The sequence below is a fragment of the Streptomyces thermolilacinus SPC6 genome, from assembly GCF_000478605.2.
Classification (GTDB): domain Bacteria; phylum Actinomycetota; class Actinomycetes; order Streptomycetales; family Streptomycetaceae; genus Streptomyces; species Streptomyces thermolilacinus.
Genome location: NZ_ASHX02000001.1, coordinates 4,874,924 through 4,893,377, shown reverse-complemented (window position 1 = coordinate 4,893,377; position 18,454 = coordinate 4,874,924). Strand labels below are relative to the sequence as shown.

Sequence of the window (18,454 nt, the reverse complement as noted above, 5' to 3'; positions counted from 1 at the left end):
GTCGCGGTCAACTGCCCCGGGCGTGCTGACGTCCGGACAATCCCCGTGATCCACGTCCGAACTGCACGGTTCAGGCGGTTCCTTCGCTGTCGCCCCGGGTGGACGACCAACCGCGCGAAGGTTCGAGCCCAGACCCTAGTGACCACATTGTGATCAGTTCAAATCCTCATGCGAAAAATCTCGCCCACCGGGCGCATTCTTTACTCCGGTCCCACCGTGTGTCACGGGAGGTTGACCGTACGTTCGACAGACGTGCCCTCAAATCGGGCATCACGCCCAGGAGTTACGAGAGCCGCGAAAGCCGCTTCAGCAGCATCACGGACGCGACCGGCCGGGCACCGGACCTGGCGACGCCGTCGGCCACCTCGCGGTCGCTGGACACGACGACGACCGGCCGCCCCGCGGGTTCGGCCCGCACCAGCTGCCGGATCAGCTCGTCGGCCGTGACGCCCGGCTTGGAGAACAGCACCCGCACCCCGCGCGGCGGGGCGAGGAGCACCGGGGCGGCCAGCTCCGCGCCGTCGAAGACGCAGGTGACCTCCGCGCCGGTGCGGGCGGCGAGCGCGGAGAGCCCGCCGAGCAGCCGCAGCCGCTGCTTCTCCAGCGGCATCGTCGGATAGCCGGTCTTGGTGACGTTGTAGCCGTCCACGACCAGATGGGCCTGCGGCAGCGCGAGGAGCTGGTCGAGGAGGGCCGGGGCGGTCTCGGACAGCGCGCGCGCCGCGACGTCCTTCGTCGACATCCGCCCCGGCTCCACCGCGTCCACCGAGTCGGCGGGCCGTACGGAGACGGGCGGCAGGGCCAGTTCCCTGCGCAGCCCCTGGGCGGCCTCCAGGACCGTGTCCAGCAGCAGCCGGAGCCGTACGTCCTCCACCGAACGCCCCTCGCGGGCGGCGCGGCGGCTGGCCTCCAGGGCGGCCTCGGTCTCGCCGAGCCGGGTCTTGAGGCGGCGGGTCTCGCTCTCGGCGGCCGACACACGGGCGGCGGCGTCCGCCTTGATGCCGTCGATCTCTGCCTGGGTGCGGCGCAGGGCGGCCTCGCCGCGCTTGACGTCGCTCTGCGCGCTGCGGAGCTTGCGCTGGAGCGATTCGGCCTCCTTGCGGGCCGCCTCCAGCTCGGCGCGCAGCCGCTCCGTCTCCGTACGGGTGTGGGCGCGGGCCTCCGCCAGCTCCTCGCGCAGCCGCTCCAGTTCGCGCCGCCCCGCCTCGTCGGCGCGTTCGGCGTCCGCGCGCTGCACCTCCTCGCCCGCGGCGGCGACCAGCTTGACCCAGCCGGTGGGGCGCAGCGCCCCCGACTCGACGGCGGCGGTCAGCTCGGGCTGGCCGGTGCGCAGCCGGTCGCCGATGCGCTGCCGGAACAGCGCGTCGGTCTCCAGCGCGGCGGCCATCGCGTTGCCCGCGAACCGGGCGCGCCGGGAGGGGGTGAACCGGGCGTACTGCCGCAGCTGGGCCGGCAGCTCGGGGACCGTCAGGCCGCCGAACGCCTCGGCGACCAGCGCGACGACCTTGCGCCGTACGGCCTCGGGCAGCGGGCGGTCGAGCGCCTCGTCGGCGTCGTCTGCCGCACCGGCCGACTCATCGCCGCTTGCCGGCTGCGCCACGATCCGTCACCCCACTACCCGTCGTTCTCACTCTGCCGCGCCGCCCGTCACGGGCGCGCGCTCAGGAGCCGGCGCCCGGCCTGTCCACCAGCTCGATCCGGTCCACCGCGTTGCACCAGCGGCAGCGGACCGACTCGATGGTCTCACTGACCACCTCGCGCTCCTCCACCGTGGGCTCACCGGCCAGGTCCAGATGGACGTACTCGACGACCTTCGACGAGCGCGTCACGTCGAAGCGCGTCAGGTTGCCGCAGAGCGTGCAGCGCCAGCGGGTGTCGGCGGTCGGCTGGGGAACCGTCGTCATGGTGCCGTCCTTGTCATGGTCCGGATCGTTCCACTTTCTCGACCCGCGGTGCGCCGTCGGACTGCGGGTGCCCCGGGGCGGCCCGGGCACGCCCGTAACCCTACGGCCTCCCGGGTTGCGCGGTGACGGACGGAGGGGGAGCCCGGGCGGGGCCGCATCCGGTCCCGGCGAGGCGCTCTGTCCCGCTCGTGCCCTTTACGTCATGATCTGCGCATGATCGATTGGCGTGGAGCGTCGCGGCGTGCCGTCACCGGGCCCTCGGTGACGTACGGCGTCATCGGGGTGTGCGCGCTGGTCTTCGTCCTCGGCCCCGCGTCGGGCCTGGCGAGGTCGTACGGCACCGGGGACGCCCTGGTCGCCGCGCAGGTGGCGTACTTCCAGCGCTGGGGGGTGATCCCGGCGGACCTCCTGGGCGGGTCCCCGGCGGCGCTGCTCACCCCGTTCAGCGCCCTGTTCGTGCACGGCAACTGGCTGCACCTGCTGGGGAACATGCTGTTCCTCTTCGTCTTCGGCGCGATGGCCGAGGAGCGGATGGGACACGTCCGCTTCGGGGTGTTCTACGTGGTGAGCGGCTCCCTCGCGCTGGCCGGGTACGCGCTGGCGCACGCGGACAGCGAGCAGACGCTGGTGGGGGCGTCGGGCGCGATCTCGGCGGTGCTCGGCGCCTTCCTGTACCTGTTCCCGAGGGCGCGGGTGACCAGCCTGTTCCCTTTCCTCTTCTTCCTGCCGCTGCGCTTTCCCGCCTGGATCGTCCTGGTCTTCTGGTTCGTCCTCCAGTGGCTGGCGGCGCGCGGGGCGGGCAGCGGGCCCGGTGTCGCCTATCTGGCGCACCTCATCGGCTTCGCGCTGGGGTTCCTGTACGCGTGGGCGCGCTACCGGGGCATTAGAGTGAAGGCCCCAGCAGCGGCCACCGAGGGAGAGGGACAGCCGTGATCACCGCGATCGTGCTCATCAAGACCAGCGTGGACCGCATTCCGGAGATCGCGGAGGCCGTCGCGGCGCTCGACAGCGTCAGCGAGGTCTTCTCCGTGACCGGGACCTACGACCTGGTGGCCATGGTCCGCGTGCCGAAGCACGAGAACCTGGCGGACATCATTCCCGGCCGCATCAGCAAGATCCCCGGCGTCGTCGCCACGGACACGCACGTCGCGTTCCGCACGTACTCGCAGCACGACCTCGAAGCGGCCTTCGCGATCGGCCTCGACACCTGACGGCGACCGGCCTCGACACCTGACGGCGACCGGGCTCGGCACCCTGACCACGACCCGGCTCGGCGCCTGACCGGGCCCGGCGCCCGACCCGGCCGGTCTCGGCCCCTGACCGCCACCCGGCTCGGCGCCTGACCGGGCCCTGCCCCGGCGCGTGTACCGGCCCCGCCACCCCAATTCACCCGAACGGGTGAGGCGGAACCGGCCACGGTACGGCCCCGTCTCAGCCCCGGTCGGGCACGCAGCGACCGCCCTCGGTGCGGTAGCTCCACCGGGCGCCGTCCCTGACGAGCTCCCGCACGGCCCGCACGAAGCGGTCGATGTGCTCGTCCGGGGTCCCCGCGCCGAAGCTGACCCGGATGGCGTTCAGCGACCTCTCCCCCGGCCCGCCCTCCGGCGCCCCGCACTCCCCCGGCTCCCGCCCGGACCCGCCGAGCAGCGTCCGGACCAGCGGATGGGCGCAGAACAGACCGTCGCGGACCCCGATGCCGTACTCGGCGGAGAGCGCCGCCGCGAAGTGCGAGCTGTTCCAGCCCTCCACGACGAACGACAGCACCCCGACGCGCGGCGCGTCGTCGCCGAACAGCGACAGCACCCGCACCTCCGGCACCTCCGCGAGCCCCTGGCGCACCCGGGCGATCAGCTCCCGCTCGCGGGCCACCAGCGCGTCGAACCCGGCCTCCCTGAGCGCCTCGCAGGCCGACGCGACGGCGTAGGCGCCGATCACGTTGGGCGAACCGGCCTCGTGCCGGGCCGCCGTCGTGTGCCAGGCGACGTCCACCCCGCCGTCCGCCCGCCGGGCCACCGTCCGGGACGCGCCGCCGCCCGCCAGGTACGGCTCGGCGTCCCGCAGCCAGTCCGCCCGCCCGGCCAGCACCCCGGCCCCGAACGGCGCGTACAGCTTGTGCCCCGAGAACGCCACCCAGTCCACGTCCAGGTCCGCCACGTCCACCGGGTGGTGCGGTGCCAGCTGCGCGGCGTCCAGCACGATCCGCGCCCCGTGCGCGTGGGCGGCCGCCGCCAGCTCCCGTACGGGCCACAGCTCACCGGTCACGTTGGACGCGCCGGTCACGCACACCAGCGCCGGGCCGTAGGGCTCCCGGTCGGCGAGGGCCCGCTCCAGCGTCTCCACGGCCCGCCCGGGGGTGCGGGGCGCGTCCAGGTACGTCACGCGGGCGTCCCGCCACGGCAGCAGCGACGCGTGGTGCTCGGTCTCGAAGACGAACACCTCGCACCCCTCGGGCAGCGCGTGGGCCAGCAGGTTCAGCGAGTCGGTCGTCGAGCGGGTGAACACGACCTCGTCGCCGGGGCGGCAGCCGAGGAACTCCCCGACCGTGCGGCGGCTGTTCTCGAACAGGTCCGTGGACAGCTGCGACAAGTACCCGGCGCCCCGGTGCACGCTGCCGTAGTACGGCGCGTACGCGGCGACGTCGTCCCACACCCGCTGGAGCGCCGGGGCGCTGGCCGCGTAGTCGAGCGCGGCGTACGTGACCTCCCCGCCGGTGACGAGCGGAACGGTCACGTCCCGCCCGAGCACGGGCAGCGGCAGCCCCGGCCCCTCGGCGACGGACACGGCGCCGGAGAGGGAAGCGGAGGCGGGACAGGACCCGGAGTCGGAGTCGGAAAGGGCGACGGGGACGGAGGTGGTGGCGGCGGTGGCGGCGGCGTGCGGGTACGCGGACATGGCGGACTCTCCCGGCGAAGGACAAGGCGAATGGGTGACCCGTGGGGACGGCTCGACGGCCGTACCGCACACGGGAGTTGCCTCGACGCACGGCGACGACGACAGAGCCGTGCGGAGGAGGGGGGAAGAAGGGGCCGAGAAGCCCTAGCGCATTCGCTTGCTCACGAGACTGCTCCCTCGGGACCAGGACCCCAGGGTGTGCAGGGGTCCGCGCTTGCCGCGGACCTCGCTGCCCGCGGCCTGGTCTTCACCCGGGGCACCCCGCCACGGACGGAGGGTTGCCGGACAGCGGGCCGGGGCCGTGGTCGCTGTCACTCATGACCTTGCCGAGCATCCTGCCACACACCCCCGGCCTCCCCGCAAGACGGGGGTCCGGATGGCGGACGGGCCCGCGACGCGCACCCCTTCGCGGGGGGGGCGGCGCCACGGGCCCTCGGTGCTCAGCTGTTGCTGACCCGCACCCAGCGCTCCAGGGCGTCGCGGGCCGCGCCCGAGTCGATGGACTCGGCGGCCTTCGCCATACCGGCCCGCAGCTGCTCGGCCAGCGGCGCGTCCACCGGGTCCAGGGCGACCAGCGCCGCCGCCGAGTTGAGCAGCACCGCGTCCCGTACCGGCCCGGTCTCCCCGGCCAGCAGCCGGCGCGCCACATCCGCGTTGTACGAGGCGTCGGCGCCCCGCAGGGCCTCCACCGGCACCACGTCGAGGCCCACGTCACGCGGGTGGAACGTCTCCTCGCGCACCGCCCCGTCCCGTACGACCCACACCCGGGAACCGGCCGTCGTGGTCAGCTCGTCCAGCCCGTCGTCACCGCGGAACACCAGCGCCGACGAGCCGCGCCCGGCCAGCACCCCGGCCAGGATCGGCGCCATCCGCGCGTCGGCGACGCCCGTCGCCTGGGCGCGCACCCGGGCCGGATTGGTCAGCGGGCCCAGGAAGTTGAACGTCGTCCGGATGCCCAGCTCCTTGCGGGCGGCGGCGACATGGCGGAGCGCCGGGTGGAACTTGACGGCGAAGCAGAAGGTGATGCCCGCCTCCTCCGCCACCTCGGCGACCCGCTGTGGGGACAGCTCCAGATTGACGCCGAGCTTCTCCAGCACGTCGGAGGCGCCCGACGCGGAGGAGGCGGCGCGGTTGCCGTGCTTGACGACCTTCGCGCCCGTACCGGCGACGACGACCGCCGACATGGTGGAGATGTTGACGGTCTTCGCGCCGTCGCCGCCCGTGCCGACGATGTCCACGGACGGGCCCGGCACGTCGATGGTCCGGGCGTGGGCGTACATGGTGCGGACGAGACCGGTGATCTCCTCCACGGTCTCGCCCTTGCCGCGCAGGGCCACCGCGAACCCGGCGATCTGCGCGTCGGTGGCCTCGCCGCTCAGGATGCGCTCCATCGCCCACGCGGTCGCGTCCGCGTCGAGATCCCGTCCGGAGAGCAGGGTGTCGAGGACGACGGGCCAGGAGCGGCCCGCCGCGGTAGAGCCTCCAGCGGGTGGCACAGCGCTCATGGTCGCTCCTGGGTCCGTGATGAGGATGACGGGTCCAGCCTAGCGAGCCCCCGGGACGGCAAAGAGCCCCGTCCGTTGACTGGACGGGGCTCTCGCCGTGGCGATCGACTGGGGTCCCCCGGGGCCGCGGCCCCGGGGGAACGGGGATCAGTGGTGGCCGTGGCCCGCGCTGATCTCCTTGTACTCCTCCGCCGTGGCCTTGGGGATCTGGTTCCCCTCGCCGAAGTAGCCCTTGCTGAGCTTGGCGCGGAGCTTCTGCCCGGCGGTCGGCTTGCGCTCGACGCCGTTCTCGTCCACCGTCGGGCCGATCTCGGCCGGGGCGTACTGCTCGTGCGCGGTGAGCGCGTGGAGCTGCGCCTGGCTGAGCGGCTCGTGGACCTCGACGAACTCACCGTGCGGCAGCCGCTTGATGATGCCGGTCTCACGGCCGTGCAGCACCTTGTCGCGGTCGCGGCGCTGGAGGCCCAGGCAGATCCGCTTGGTGACGATGAACGCGATGACCGGTCCGAGGAAGAAGAAGATCCGGACGAACCAGGTGACGGCGTTGATCGACAGGTGGAAGTAGGTGGCGACGATGTCGTTGCCACCGCCGATCAGCATGATCATGTAGCCGGTGATCCAGGCGACACCCAGCGCGGTACGCGTCGGGGCGTTGCGCGGGCGGTCCAGGATGTGGTGCTCGCGCTTGTCGCCGGTGATCCACGACTCGATGAACGGGTAGACCGCGATCGCGGCCAGCATCACGCCGAACAGGACCAGCGGGAGGAACACGCCCAGGACGAACGTGTGACCCCAGACGTTGATCTCCCAGCCGGGCATGGCACGGATGAGACCCTCGGCGAAGCCCATGTACCAGTCGGGCTGGGCGCCGGTGGACACCATGTCCGGGCGGTACGGGCCGAGGGCCCACACCGGGTTGATGGTGAACAGCGCGGCGATGATCGCGATGACACCGAACACCAGGAAGAAGAAGCCGCCGGCCTTGGCCATGTACACCGGCAGCAGCGGCATGCCGACCACGTTCTTGTTGGTGCGGCCGGGACCCGCGAACTGCGTGTGCTTGTGGTAGAAGACCAGGATCAGGTGCGCCACCACGAGGCCGAGCATGATGCCCGGCAGCAGCAGGATGTGGATCGAGTAGAACCGGGCGACCATGTCGTGGCCGGGGAACTCGCCGCCGAAGATGAACATCGACAGGTACGTGCCCACGATCGGCACGGACAGGATCGCACCCTGCGTGAAGCGCACACCGGTGCCGGAGAGCAGGTCGTCCGGGAGCGAGTAGCCGGTGAAACCGGTGAACATGCCCAGGACGAACAGCAGGAAGCCGAACAGCCAGTTGATCTCACGCGGCTTGCGGAACGCGCCGGTGAAGAAGACGCGCATCATGTGCACGAACATGCCCGCGAGGAAGATCAGCGCGGCCCAGTGGTGGATCTGACGGATCAGCAGACCACCGCGGACGTCGAAGCTGATGTCCAGCGTCGAGGCGTACGCCTCGGTCATCCGGACGCCCTGCATCGGCACGTACGAGCCGTGGTACACGATCTCGTTCATGCTCGGGTGGAAGAACAGCGTCAGGTACACACCCGTGAGGATGATGATGATGAAGCTGTAGAGGCAGATCTCACCCAGCATGAAGGACCAGTGGTCCGGGAAGATCTTCCGCATGTTGGCCTTGGCCAGGGAGTAGATCCCGAGCCGGCCGTCCGCCCAGTCGGCCACCCGCTCACCGGCGGGCGCCTTCCGCTTCGTGTCGTTTGCGGTGCTCATCCGCGCTCCCAGAATGCAGGACCGACCGGCTCCTCGAAGTCGCCGAGCGCCTCGAGGTTGCCCTTGTCATTGACGCCGATCCGCAGCTGCGGAAGGGCGTGACCGGCAGGGCCGAAGATGACGCGGGCGCCGTCGGACAGGTCGAAGGTGGACTGGTGGCACGGGCAGAGGACGTGGTGGGTCTGCTGCTCGTACAGGGAGATCGGGCAGCCCACGTGGGTGCAGATCTTCGAGAACGCGACGATGCCGTCGTGGGACCACTCGAGCTCGCGCTTGTCCTTGATGTCCTCCGGCTGGATCCGGACGATCATCAGGGCATCCTTGGCGATCTTCGTGTTGAAGTCGTGGTCCTCCTCGCTCAGGCCCTCCGGCATGGCGAAGGTGAGCGAGCCCACCGCGACGTCCTCGGGACGCAGCGGCTCCATCGTGTTCATGTTGATGAGCTGCTTGCCCTTCTCCCACGACGTGTGGAAGAGCTTCTTCTCGGGCAGCGGACCCAGCTCGCGCAGCAGCACGAGACCGGAGAGCGGCACCATGGCCAGCGCGCCGAACATCGTGTTGCGGATCAGCTTGCGCCGGCCGATCGCGGACTCCTCGGCGCCCTGGGCGAAGTCGGCCATGACCTTGGCCCGGACCTCGGCGGGAGCCTCGATCGGGTGACGGTCGTCGGCGATCTCCTCGTCCGACATCAGCGTGCGGGCCCAGTGGACCGCGCCGGCGCCGATGCAGAAGAGGGCGATGCCCAGCGTCAGGCCGAGCGAGAGGTTCGTCGCGCTCACATGGCCCAGCGGCCACACGTACACGATCTTCTCGACCGGGAAGATCACGAACGAGGCGATGAAGGCCACCGTGGCCAGCATCGACGTCGTGAACAGCAGGGCGACCGTGCGCTCGGAGCGCTTGGCGGCCCGCTCGTCGATGTCCTGGACGCGGGGCTTGTGGGGCGGGAGCCCCGGGTCGGCGAACGGGTTCTCGGCTAGCGCCTTGCCGTGCGCGGTGTCCTGCTCGCTCGGCAGGCTCTCTTCGGAAATCTCTTGGCTACTCATGACTTCTTGGCCTTAGCGGTGTGGGCCGCGACCCAGATGGCAACAGCGATCAGCGAACCCAGCCCGAAGATCCAGCCGAACAGGCCCTCACTGACCGGGCCCAGGCCGCCGAGCGCGAAGCCGCCGGGCGACGGGGTCTCGTCACCGTTCACGGCCTTGATGTACGCGATGATGTCCTTCTTCTCCTTCTCCGGCATCGTCGTGTCGGGGAAGGAGGGCATGTTCTGCGGGCCGGTCTGCATGGCCTCGTAGATGTGCTTCTCGCTGACGCCGTCAAGGCTCGGCGCGTACTTGCCCTCGGTGAGTGCGCCACCCTTACCGGTGAAGTTGTGGCACTGGGCGCAGTTGTTGCGGAACAGGACGCCGCCGTTGGCGATGTCCGCGCCTTCCACGCTGTACTGCTTCTCGGTGGGGGTGATCGGACCGGCGCCGAGCGACGCGATGTACGCCGCGAGCTGGTCGATCTGGGCCTGCGTGTAGATGTTCTTCTTCCGCGGGACCTGGGCGCCCGGCTGCTGCGCGGGCATACGGCCGGTGCCGACCTGGAAGTCGACGGCGGCCGAGCCGACGCCGACCAGGGACGGACCGTCGGAGGTGCCCTGACCGCCGGTGCCGTGGCAGCTGGCGCAGCCGACGGTGTAGAGCTTCTTGCCCTCCTCGATGGCGAGGGACTGGGCGGTCTCATCGGCCTGTGCCGTGCTCGCGGGTGCGAACGCGGCGTACAGCCCCCCAGTGGCCGCCAGCGCGAGAAGTAGGACGACGACCGCCGCCAGCGGATGGCGTCGTCGTGCGGAGAGCTTTTTCACGGATTACCCCGGTGTCAGGATCTTCTGCGTCGATGCTTGCTGGAACTTCGGGTCTTGCCCGATTACTTGATCATGTAGATCGTGGCGAAGAGGCCGATCCAGACGACATCGACGAAGTGCCAGTAGTAGGACACGACGATGGCGGCGGTTGCCTGCTCGTGAGTGAACCGCCTCGCGGCGTACGTCCGGCCGAGAACCAGCAGGAACGCGATGAGGCCACCCGTCACGTGAAGGCCGTGGAAGCCCGTGGTCAGGTAGAACACGGAGCCGTACGGGCCGGAGGAGAGGGACATGCCCGCCTCCTTGACCAGCTCGGTGTACTCGAGGACCTGGCCGCCGATGAAGATCGCGCCCATGATGAACGTCACGATGAACCAGGCGCGCAGCTTCTTCACGTCGCCGCGCTCGGCGGCGAAGACGCCGAGCTGGCAGGTGAGGGAGGAGAGCACCAGGATCGTGGTGTTGGTCGCCGAGAACGGGAAGTTCAGATGGCCCGCCTGCTCGGACCAGTATTCGGCACCCGTTACCGAACGCAGGGTGAAGTACATCGCGAAGAGGGCCGCGAAGAACATCAGCTCGGAACTCAGCCAGATGATGGTTCCGACGCTGGTGAGGTTCGGCCGATTGACCGACGGGTGCGCGTGCCCGGTATCTACTGTCGTTGCTGTCGCCACGACCGACATTATGTCGGTCGCTTATCCCGCCCTCACTCCGGGGGGTGCCGTTCGGAGTGTCCCCGCCCTCGGCCGGCCCCCCGGCGGGCCTCGAACGGCCCATCGAAGGAGCGCCCGAAGCGGTGTCGGACCGGTGTTGACCGGCTGTGCGACGGAGTAGCATCCGCCGCATCGGTTACCGAGCACTGCCCGTCACGAACTCGGAGGAACCATGCAGTCCAGCGCCACCGTACTGGTCTACAGCGACAACGCGAACACCCGAACGCAGGTGCGGCTGGCGGCAGGGCGGCGCCCCGCGGCCGACGTTCCCCCGGTCGAGTACATCGAGTGCGCGACGCTGCCCGCGGTCCTGGAGCGGCTGGCCGACGGCGGGATCGACGTCTGCGTGCTGGACGGCGAGGCCGTTCCGGCGGGCGGCATGGGCGTGTGCCGCCAGATCAAGGACGAGGTGTTCGACTGCCCGCCGGTGCTGATGCTGATCGGGCGGGCGCAGGACGCGTGGCTGGCGACGTGGAGCCGGGCCGACGCGGCGGTGACGCTGCCCGTGGACCCGGCGGAGCTGGCGGACTCCCTGGCGGCCCTGCTGCGCAGCCGCCTGTCCGTGGAGGCCTGACCCCGGCCCGACCCGCCTGACCGGCCCGACCCGGTCCCCCGGCCCGGCCCTCCTGGTGCGGGCCGGGCCGGGCGGCCCTCAGAGCGGACGGGGGCTCAGCCGGGCGGGGGTGACGCCCTCACGGGTGTCGCCGTGGACGGCGCTGCCCTGACGCCACCGGTCCCAGGGCAGGTTCCAGTCGCCGAAGCCGTTGCCGAACGGGGTCATCTCCTCGCCCTGGCTGTTGACGACCTGGACGATGTCACCGCGCCGGAACGTCTCGAAGAACCAGGCGGCGTTGGAGGTGGACATCCCCACGCAGCCGTGGCTGACGTTGGCGTACCCCTGCGAGCCGACCGACCAGGGCGCCGCGTGGACGTACTCGCCGCTCCAGGTGACGCGGGTCGCGTAGTGGACCGGCAGGTCGTACGACTCGCTGCTGCCCTCCGCGATGCCGACGGTGGTGCTGCGCATCCGTACGAAAGGCTGCTTCTCCAGCACCACCTTGACGCCGTTGCGGGTGGCGAAGCCGGGCTTGCCGGTGGTCACCGGAATGGTGTTGATCACTTCGCCGTTGCGCTTGACGACCATCTGGTGGGTGGAGGCGTCGGCGACGGCCTCCACGCGGTCGCCGATGTCGAGGCTGAGCGGCGGGGTGGCCGTGCCGTAGACGCCGCGCTCGACGTGGACGCCCGCGAGGGCGCTGGTGAGGGTGACGGAGGCGCCCGCGGGCCAGTACTCCTTGGGCCGGTAGTGGAGCTCCTTGTCGTCCACCCAGTGCCAGGCGCCCGTGACGCGCGGCGTGGAGCGGACCTTCAGGGCCCGTTCGACGGCGGCGCGGCCCTCCTTGGTGGTGACGGGGGCGCTGAGGGTCGCCGTGAGGGGCTGCCCGACGCCGTACTTGCCCGCCTCCGGGCCGAAATCCACCGTGAGGCGCTTCTCCGCCCGGGCGGTCTGGAAGGTCAGCGTACGGGCGCCGGGGGCGCCGTCGCGGTTCTCCGTGGCCACCTTGACGGTGTAGCGGGCTCCGGCGGCCAGCGGTGCCGTGGAGCGCCAGCGGCGGCCGTCGGCGGACAGCTCACCGGCCAGGTGGCGGCCGGCCTCGTCGACGGCGGTGACGTCCGTGATGCGGGCGTCGTCGTCCTTGGCGGTGATGGCGAGGGGCTTGTCGAGGGGCGCCTCGCGGTTCTCGGGGAGGCCGGTGAGGGCGACCTGCCGGGCGGCGTCGTAGGGCCGCGCGGCGAGCGGATGGCCGTCCGGCCCGTTCGAGCAGCCGGCCAGTCCGGCACCTGCGGCGACGACCAGCAGAGAGCAGCTGAGGGCGATGCGGACGCTCGGCGTGTGGCTCATAACCACACCGTAGGAACGGCTGTCGAACGCGGCACGCCGGATGGCTGCAAAAGAGGGACCCGGCGGCTCCTTCCGGAAGCCGCCGGGTCCCTTCACCGCTGCGGGTGGTTACTGGTTCTGGTTCTCACCGCGGTAGTACTCGAAGACCCAGCCGAAGACACCGATCAGGATGAGCGGCAGGGAGAAGAACATCAGCCACCAGTCGAGGGCGACGCCGAGGAAGGCGAACGCGCCACCGATGGCCAGGGAGAGCGGCTGCCAGCTGTGCGGCGAGAAGAAGCCGAGCTCACCGGCCTCGTCCGCGACGTCGGCCTCCTTGTCGTCCTGGGCCATGGCGTCCACGCGCTTGGCCGTGAAGGCCAGGTAGTAGCCGACCATGATCGCCAGGCCGAAGGCCATGAACAGCGCGGTGGTGCCGACCGGCTCCTTCGACCACAGGCCGTACAGGACGGCCATGGCCAGGATGAAGAAGCTCAGCCAGATGAACATCTTGCCCTGGATCTTCACTTGCCGGCCTCCTTGCCGCCGACCAGCGCGGTGTCCTTGCGGCCCTGGTTCTCGAGCTGGTCGATCGCGGAGATCTCAGGGTGGTGCAGGTCGAACGCCGGGGATTCGGAGCGAATGCGCGGCAGCGTGAGGAAGTTGTGGCGCGGCGGCGGGCAGGACGTGGCCCACTCCAGCGACCGGCCGTAACCCCACGGGTCGTCGACCTCGATCTGCTTGCCGTACTTGGCGGTCTTCCAGACGTTGTAGAAGAACGGCAGGATCGACAGGCCCAGCAGGAACGAGCTGATCGTGGAGACCGTGTTCAGGGCGGTGAAGCCGTCCGCGGCGAGGTAGTCCGCGTAGCGGCGCGGCATGCCCTCGGCACCCAGCCAGTGCTGGACGAGGAACGTGCCGTGGAAGCCGATGAACAGGGTCCAGAAGGTGATCTTGCCGAGGCGCTCGTCCAGCATCTTGCCGGTGAACTTCGGCCACCAGAAGTGGAATCCGGCGAACATCGCGAACACCACGGTGCCGAAGACGACGTAGTGGAAGTGCGCGACGACGAAGTACGAGTCGGAGACGTGGAAGTCCATCGGCGGCGAGGCCAGGATCACACCGGTGAGACCACCGAAGGTGAAGGTGACCAGGAAGCCGATCGTCCAGAGCATCGGCGTCTCGAAGGACAGCGAGCCCTTCCACATGGTGCCGATCCAGTTGAAGAACTTCACACCGGTCGGGACCGCGATCAGGAAGGTCATGAAGGAGAAGAACGGCAGCAGCACACCGCCGGTGACGTACATGTGGTGGGCCCACACGGTCACGGACAGACCGGCGATCGCGATGGTCGCGGCCACCAGGCCGATGTAACCGAACATCGGCTTGCGGCTGAAGACCGGGACGATCTCCGAGACGATGCCGAAGAACGGCAGCGCGATGATGTACACCTCGGGGTGGCCGAAGAACCAGAAGAGGTGCTGCCAGAGCAGGGCACCGCCGTTGGCCGGGTCGAAGATGTGCGAGCCGAACTTGCGGTCGGCCTCCAGCGCGAAGAGCGCGGCGGCCAGCACCGGGAAGGCGAGCAGGACCAGGACGCCGGTCAGCAGCACGTTCCAGGTGAAGATCGGCATGCGGAACATCGTCATGCCGGGCGCGCGCATGCAGATGATCGTGGTGATGAAGTTGACCGAGCCGAGGATGGTGCCGAAGCCGGAGAAGGCCAGGCCCATGATCCACATGTCGGCGCCGACACCCGGGGAACGGACGGCGTCCGACAGCGGGGTGTAGGCGAACCAGCCGAAGTCGGCGGCACCCTGCGGGGTGAGGAAGCCGGCGACGGCGATGATCGAGCCGAACAGGTAGAGCCAGTAGGCGAACATGTTCAGCCGCGGGAACGCCACGTCGGGCGCGCCGATCTGGAGCGGCATGATCCAGTTCGCGAATCCGGCGAACAGCGGCGTCGCGAACATCAGCAGCATGATCGTGCCGTGCATGGTGAACGCCTGGTTGAACTGCTCGTTCGACATGATCTGCGTGCCGGGACGGGCGAGCTCGGCGCGCATGAAGAGCGCCAGGAGGCCGCCGACACAGAAGAAGACGAACGAGGTGACCAGGTAGAGCGTGCCGATCGTCTTGTGATCGGTGGTCGTCAGCCACTTCACGGCGACGTTGCCGGGCTGCTTGCGCCGGACGGGCAGCTCGTTCTCGTACGGCTCCTTCGAGCCGTCAGCTGCCGTGGCGGCACCCTGAGGTTCGTTGAGGATGCTCACAGTTGGTTCTTCTCCGCATTCCTGGCCGGGTCCGTCTGCTGAATGCCCGACGGGATGTAGCCGGTCTGCCCCTTCTCGGCCAGCTCCTTGAGGTGCTGCTGGTAGCGCTCAGGGGAGACGACCTTGACGTTGAAGAGCATCCGGGAGTGGTCGACGCCGCACAGTTCGGCGCACTTGCCGAGGAAGGTCCCCTCCTTGGTGGGGGTCACCTCGAAGGCGTTGGTGTGACCCGGGATGACGTCCTGCTTCATCAGGAAGGGGACCACCCAGAAGGAGTGGATGACGTCACGGGAGGTCAGGACGAACCGGACCTTCTCGCCCTTGGGCAGCCACAGCGTCGGGCCCGGGTTGCCGGTCTGGGGGTTCCGCGTCCCCGGGATGCCGGCGTCGTGGACGCCCTCGGCACCGGCGGGGAACTGCTTCTGCCACTTGTCCGGAATGGCGGCAAGCTCCGGGGAGGGCTTGGCGCCCGTGGCGGCGTCGCCGTCCACGTTCTCGATGTAGTTGAAGCCCCAGCTCCACTGGTAGCCGACCACGTTGATCGTGTGGGCCGGCTTCTCGGAGAGAGCGAGGAGCTTCGACTCGTCACGCGCGGTGAAGTAGAAGAGCACCGAGACGATGATGAGCGGGGTGACCGTGTACAGCGCCTCGATGGGCATGTTGTACCGGGTCTGCGGAGGAACCTCGACCTTGGTGCGGCTTCGCCGGTGGAAGATGACGCTCCACAGGATCAGGCCCCACACGAGCACGCCCGTGGCGAGCGCAGCCGCCCACGAGCCCTGCCAGAGGGAGAGGATCCGCGGGGCCTCTTCCGTCACCGGGGTGGGCATACCGAGGCGAGGGAAGTCTTCCCAGTTGTACGAGCAACCGGTGGCGGTAGCCAGGATCAGGCCCGCAGTCAGCACCTGCGGCAGCTTCCGCCGCATCGGGCGCCGCGACGAGCGGTCGGAGCCGTTGGGACTCACGTAGCGCCTTCCCGAGAGTCTCGCCCGCGGGTTCGGCTGCGGCCGTCTCGCTGGTCGGTCGCCGCCCTGACGCGGGCAGGGGTTTGGATGTTTATGCGGACCAAACCCTACTGGACGCTATTTGGCGTCGCGCGGGGAGGGTGCCCAACGCGCCGCCGGACCCCTCTTTCGGGTCGGGAACGCAGGTCGCGGGCCCGTTCGCAGCCCGTTCGGGGGTACGGAGTTAGCGTTGCCGTGTGGCCTACTTCGACGTCGCTTCCTCCGCTCCCCTGCACCCCGTCGCACGCCAGGCGCTCCAGGCGTCCCTGGACGAGGGGTGGGCCGATCCCGCGCGCCTGTACCGGGAGGGCAGGCGCGCCCGGATGCTGCTGGACGCCGCGCGGGAGGCGGCGGCGGAGGCGGTGGGGTGCCGCCCGGACGAGCTGACGTTCACTCCTTCGGGGACGCACGCGGTTCACTCGGGGGTGGCCGGGGCGCTGGCGGGGCGCCGGCGGGCGGGGCGGCATCTGGTCGTGTCGGAGGTGGAGCACTCGTCGGTGCTGCACGCGGCCGAGGCGCACGAGGCGGCCAACGGATCGGTGACGCGGGTGCCGGTGGAGCGGACGGGCGCGGTGGTCCCGGAGGCGTACGCGGGGGCGCTGCGCGAGGACACGGCGCTGGCGTGTCTGCAGTCGGCCAACCACGAGGTCGGCACCGTGCAGCCGGTGGCGGAGGTGGCCGAGGCGTGCCGGGCGGCGGGGGTGCCGCTGCTGGTGGACGCGGCGCAGTCGCTGGCGTGGGGACCGGTGGAGGGCGGCTGGTCGCTGCTGGCGGCGAGCGCCCACAAGTGGGGCGGCCCGGCGGGGGTCGGGCTGCTGGCGGTGCGCAAGGGGGTGCGGTTCGCGGCGCAGGGGCCCTCGGACGAGCGGGAGTCCGGCCGGTCGGCCGGGTTCCCGAACCTCCCGGCGGTCGTGGCGGCGGCGGCGTCGCTGCGGGCCGTGCGGGAGGAGGCCGCCGCGGAGGCGGGGCGGCTGCGGGGCCTGGTGGAGCGGATCAGGGCGCGGGTGGCGGCGTCGGTGCCCGAGGTGGAGGTGGTGGGCGACCCGGAGCGGCGGCTGCCGCACCTGGTGACGTTCTCGTGCCTGTACGTGGACGGGGAGGCGCTGCTGCACGAGCTGGACCGGTCCGGTTTCTCCGTTTCGTCCGGTTCCTCGTGTACGAGTTCGACGCTGACGCCCAGCCATGTCCTGCGGGCGATGGGCGTGCTGTCGGAGGGGAATGTCCGGATCTCGCTCCCCCTGGGGGTGGCGGAGGCGGATGTCGACCGGTTCCTGGAGGTGCTGCCGGGGGTCGTGGCCGGGGTGCGGGAGCGGCTCGGCGCCCCGGTGGCCGGTCCGGCCGAGGACGTGTCGGACGCGGGCGGGGAGCTGGTCGTGGACGCGCTGGGGAAGCGGTGCCCGGTGCCGGTGATCGAGCTGGCGAAGGTGATCGGCGACGTGCCGGTCGGCGGGACCGTGCGGGTGCTCGCGGACGACGCGGCGGCGCGGCTCGACATCCCGGCGTGGTGCCAGATGCGGGGCCAGGAGTACGTGGGCGAGGAGCCGGCGGACCGGGGCGCGGCCCATGTGGTCCGCCGGCTCGGGTGAGGCGTGCCGCCGCGGGCGGGGCCCGTCGAGGCGAGGGCCCGTTTACGCGAGGGCCCGCTCAGGCCAGGGCCCGTTCGGGCGGGAGGCCGTTCAGGCGAGGTGCGCCTGGACCTCGGCGGCGGCCTCGTCACCGTACGTCTTGGTGAAGCGCTCCATGAAGTGGGCGCGGCGCAGGGTGTACTCCTGGGTGCCGAGGGTCTCGATGACGAGCGTGGCGAGCATGCAGCCGACCTGGGCGGCGCGCTCCAGGCCGACGCCCCAGGAGAGGCCGGAGAGGAAGCCCGCGCGGAACGCGTCGCCGACGCCGGTCGGGTCCACCTTGGCCTCCTCGTCGGGGCAGGAGACCTCGATGGCGGGCTCGCCCGCGCGCTCGATGCGCACGCCGCGGGCGCCGAGGGTGGTGACGCGGTGGCCGACGCGGCCGAGGATCTCCGCGTCGGTCCAGCCGGTCTTGGACTCGATGAGGCCCTTCTCGTACTCGTTGGAGAAGAGGTAGGTCGCGCCGTCGAGCAGGGTGCGGATCTCGTCGCCGTCCATGCGGGCGATCTGCTGGGAGAAGTCGGCGGCGAAGGGGATGGAGCGGGTCCGGCACTCCTCGGTGTGGCGGAGCATCGCCTCGGGGTCGTCGGCGCCGATGAGGACCAGGTCGAGGCCGCCGACGCGGTCGGCGACGGCCTTCAGCTCGATGAGCCGGGCCTCGCTCATGGCGCCGGTGTAGAAGGAGCCGATCTGGTTGTGGTCGGCGTCGGTGGTGCAGACGAAGCGGGCCGTGTGGAGGACCTCGGAGATCCGTACGGACTCGGTGTCCACGCCGTGCCGGTCGAGCCAGGCGCGGTACTCGTCGAAGTCCGATCCGGCGGCGCCGACGAGGATCGGGCGGGTGCCCAGCTGGCCCATGCCGAAGCAGATGTTCGCGCCGACGCCTCCCCGGCGGACGTCGAGGTTGTCGACGAGGAAGGAGAGGGAAACCGTGTGCAGCTGATCCGCGACGAGCTGGTCGGCGAATCGGCCGGGGAAGGTCATGAGGTGGTCGGTGGCGATGGAGCCGGTGACTGCGATACGCACGGCGG

Annotated in this window: 17 protein-coding genes and 1 riboswitch; of the genes, 4 read left to right on the top strand and 13 right to left on the bottom strand. The window is 70.7% G+C overall.

The genetic code is table 11. The annotated features are described in order from the left end of the window. Positions 1-283: 283 nt before the first annotated feature. A complete protein-coding gene (locus J116_RS21155) occupies positions 284-1,600 on the bottom strand; it encodes an NYN domain-containing protein (RefSeq protein ID WP_023589075.1) in 1,317 nt (438 codons plus the stop codon). Between the two features lie 61 nt (positions 1,601-1,661). After that, positions 1,662-1,904, bottom strand: coding sequence for a hypothetical protein (locus tag J116_RS21150; RefSeq protein WP_023589074.1), 243 nt, complete (start codon positions 1,902-1,904; stop codon positions 1,662-1,664). Positions 1,905-2,117: 213 nt separating this feature from the next. Here J116_RS21150 and J116_RS21145 point away from each other — a divergent pair, with 213 nt between their 5' ends. Further along, complete coding sequence (locus tag J116_RS21145; protein WP_023589073.1) at positions 2,118-2,837, top strand: rhomboid family intramembrane serine protease; 720 nt, start codon at positions 2,118-2,120, stop codon at positions 2,835-2,837. Beyond that, positions 2,834-3,115: an Lrp/AsnC family transcriptional regulator gene (locus J116_RS21140; protein ID WP_023589072.1), complete on the top strand. Its 282-nt coding sequence runs from the start codon at positions 2,834-2,836 to the stop codon at positions 3,113-3,115. Before J116_RS21145 ends, J116_RS21140 begins: the two co-directional genes overlap by 4 nt. Positions 3,116-3,335: 220 nt before the next feature. Here the strand turns inward: J116_RS21140 and J116_RS21135 are convergent, their stop codons facing one another. The 6 genes from J116_RS21135 to ctaE form a co-directional block, all read right to left on the bottom strand. Further along, complete coding sequence (locus J116_RS21135; protein ID WP_023589071.1) at positions 3,336-4,796, bottom strand: aminotransferase class V-fold PLP-dependent enzyme; 1,461 nt, start codon at positions 4,794-4,796, stop codon at positions 3,336-3,338. A gap of 205 nt (positions 4,797-5,001) precedes the next feature. Beyond that, positions 5,002-5,119: riboswitch (SAM riboswitch) on the bottom strand. 117 nt (positions 5,120-5,236) lie between these two features. Further along, complete coding sequence (gene trpD / locus J116_RS21130; RefSeq protein WP_023589070.1) at positions 5,237-6,301, bottom strand: anthranilate phosphoribosyltransferase; 1,065 nt, start codon at positions 6,299-6,301, stop codon at positions 5,237-5,239. Positions 6,302-6,448: 147 nt separating this feature from the next. Beyond that, complete coding sequence (gene qcrB / locus J116_RS21125) at positions 6,449-8,074, bottom strand: cytochrome bc1 complex cytochrome b subunit (protein ID WP_023589069.1); 1,626 nt, start codon at positions 8,072-8,074, stop codon at positions 6,449-6,451. Continuing rightward, positions 8,071-9,120, bottom strand: coding sequence for a cytochrome bc1 complex Rieske iron-sulfur subunit (gene qcrA, locus J116_RS21120; RefSeq protein ID WP_023589068.1), 1,050 nt, complete (start codon positions 9,118-9,120; stop codon positions 8,071-8,073). Before qcrA ends, qcrB begins: the two co-directional genes overlap by 4 nt. After that, complete coding sequence (qcrC, locus tag J116_RS21115; RefSeq protein ID WP_023589067.1) at positions 9,117-9,926, bottom strand: cytochrome bc1 complex diheme cytochrome c subunit; 810 nt, start codon at positions 9,924-9,926, stop codon at positions 9,117-9,119. Before qcrC ends, qcrA begins: the two co-directional genes overlap by 4 nt. A gap of 62 nt (positions 9,927-9,988) precedes the next feature. After that, entirely contained in the window at positions 9,989-10,609 is a 621-nt protein-coding gene (gene ctaE, locus J116_RS21110; RefSeq protein ID WP_023589066.1) for an aa3-type cytochrome oxidase subunit III, read from the bottom strand. 202 nt (positions 10,610-10,811) lie between these two features. On the opposite strand from ctaE, the gene J116_RS21105 reads away from it, so the two are divergent. Beyond that, a complete protein-coding gene (locus J116_RS21105) occupies positions 10,812-11,213 on the top strand; it encodes a response regulator transcription factor (RefSeq protein WP_023589065.1) in 402 nt (133 codons plus the stop codon). 78 nt (positions 11,214-11,291) lie between these two features. Here the strand turns inward: J116_RS21105 and J116_RS21100 are convergent, their stop codons facing one another. The 4 genes from J116_RS21100 to ctaC form a co-directional block, all read right to left on the bottom strand. Then, positions 11,292-12,542 carry a L,D-transpeptidase gene (locus J116_RS21100; protein WP_023589064.1) on the bottom strand — a complete coding sequence of 417 codons (1,251 nt, stop codon included), beginning with the start codon at positions 12,540-12,542 and terminating at the stop codon, positions 11,292-11,294. A gap of 108 nt (positions 12,543-12,650) precedes the next feature. Beyond that, positions 12,651-13,049, bottom strand: coding sequence for a cytochrome c oxidase subunit 4 (locus tag J116_RS21095; protein WP_023589063.1), 399 nt, complete (start codon positions 13,047-13,049; stop codon positions 12,651-12,653). After that, entirely contained in the window at positions 13,046-14,794 is a 1,749-nt protein-coding gene (gene ctaD, locus J116_RS21090; protein ID WP_023589062.1) for an aa3-type cytochrome oxidase subunit I, read from the bottom strand. Before ctaD ends, J116_RS21095 begins: the two co-directional genes overlap by 4 nt. After that, on the bottom strand, positions 14,791-15,759 hold the full coding sequence (ctaC, locus tag J116_RS21085; protein WP_023589061.1) for an aa3-type cytochrome oxidase subunit II: 969 nt from the start codon (positions 15,757-15,759) through the stop codon (positions 14,791-14,793). Before ctaC ends, ctaD begins: the two co-directional genes overlap by 4 nt. 236 nt (positions 15,760-15,995) lie before the next feature. On the opposite strand from ctaC, the gene J116_RS21080 reads away from it, so the two are divergent. Next, complete coding sequence (locus tag J116_RS21080; RefSeq protein ID WP_023589060.1) at positions 15,996-17,384, top strand: cysteine desulfurase/sulfurtransferase TusA family protein; 1,389 nt, start codon at positions 15,996-15,998, stop codon at positions 17,382-17,384. 90 nt (positions 17,385-17,474) lie between these two features. Here J116_RS21080 and J116_RS21075 read toward each other — a convergent pair whose 3' ends face one another. Then, positions 17,475-18,449 (bottom strand): carbohydrate kinase family protein, encoded by a 975-nt coding sequence (locus J116_RS21075; RefSeq protein ID WP_023589059.1) that lies wholly within the window; start codon positions 18,447-18,449, stop codon positions 17,475-17,477. Between the last annotated feature and the right edge of the window lie 5 nt (positions 18,450-18,454).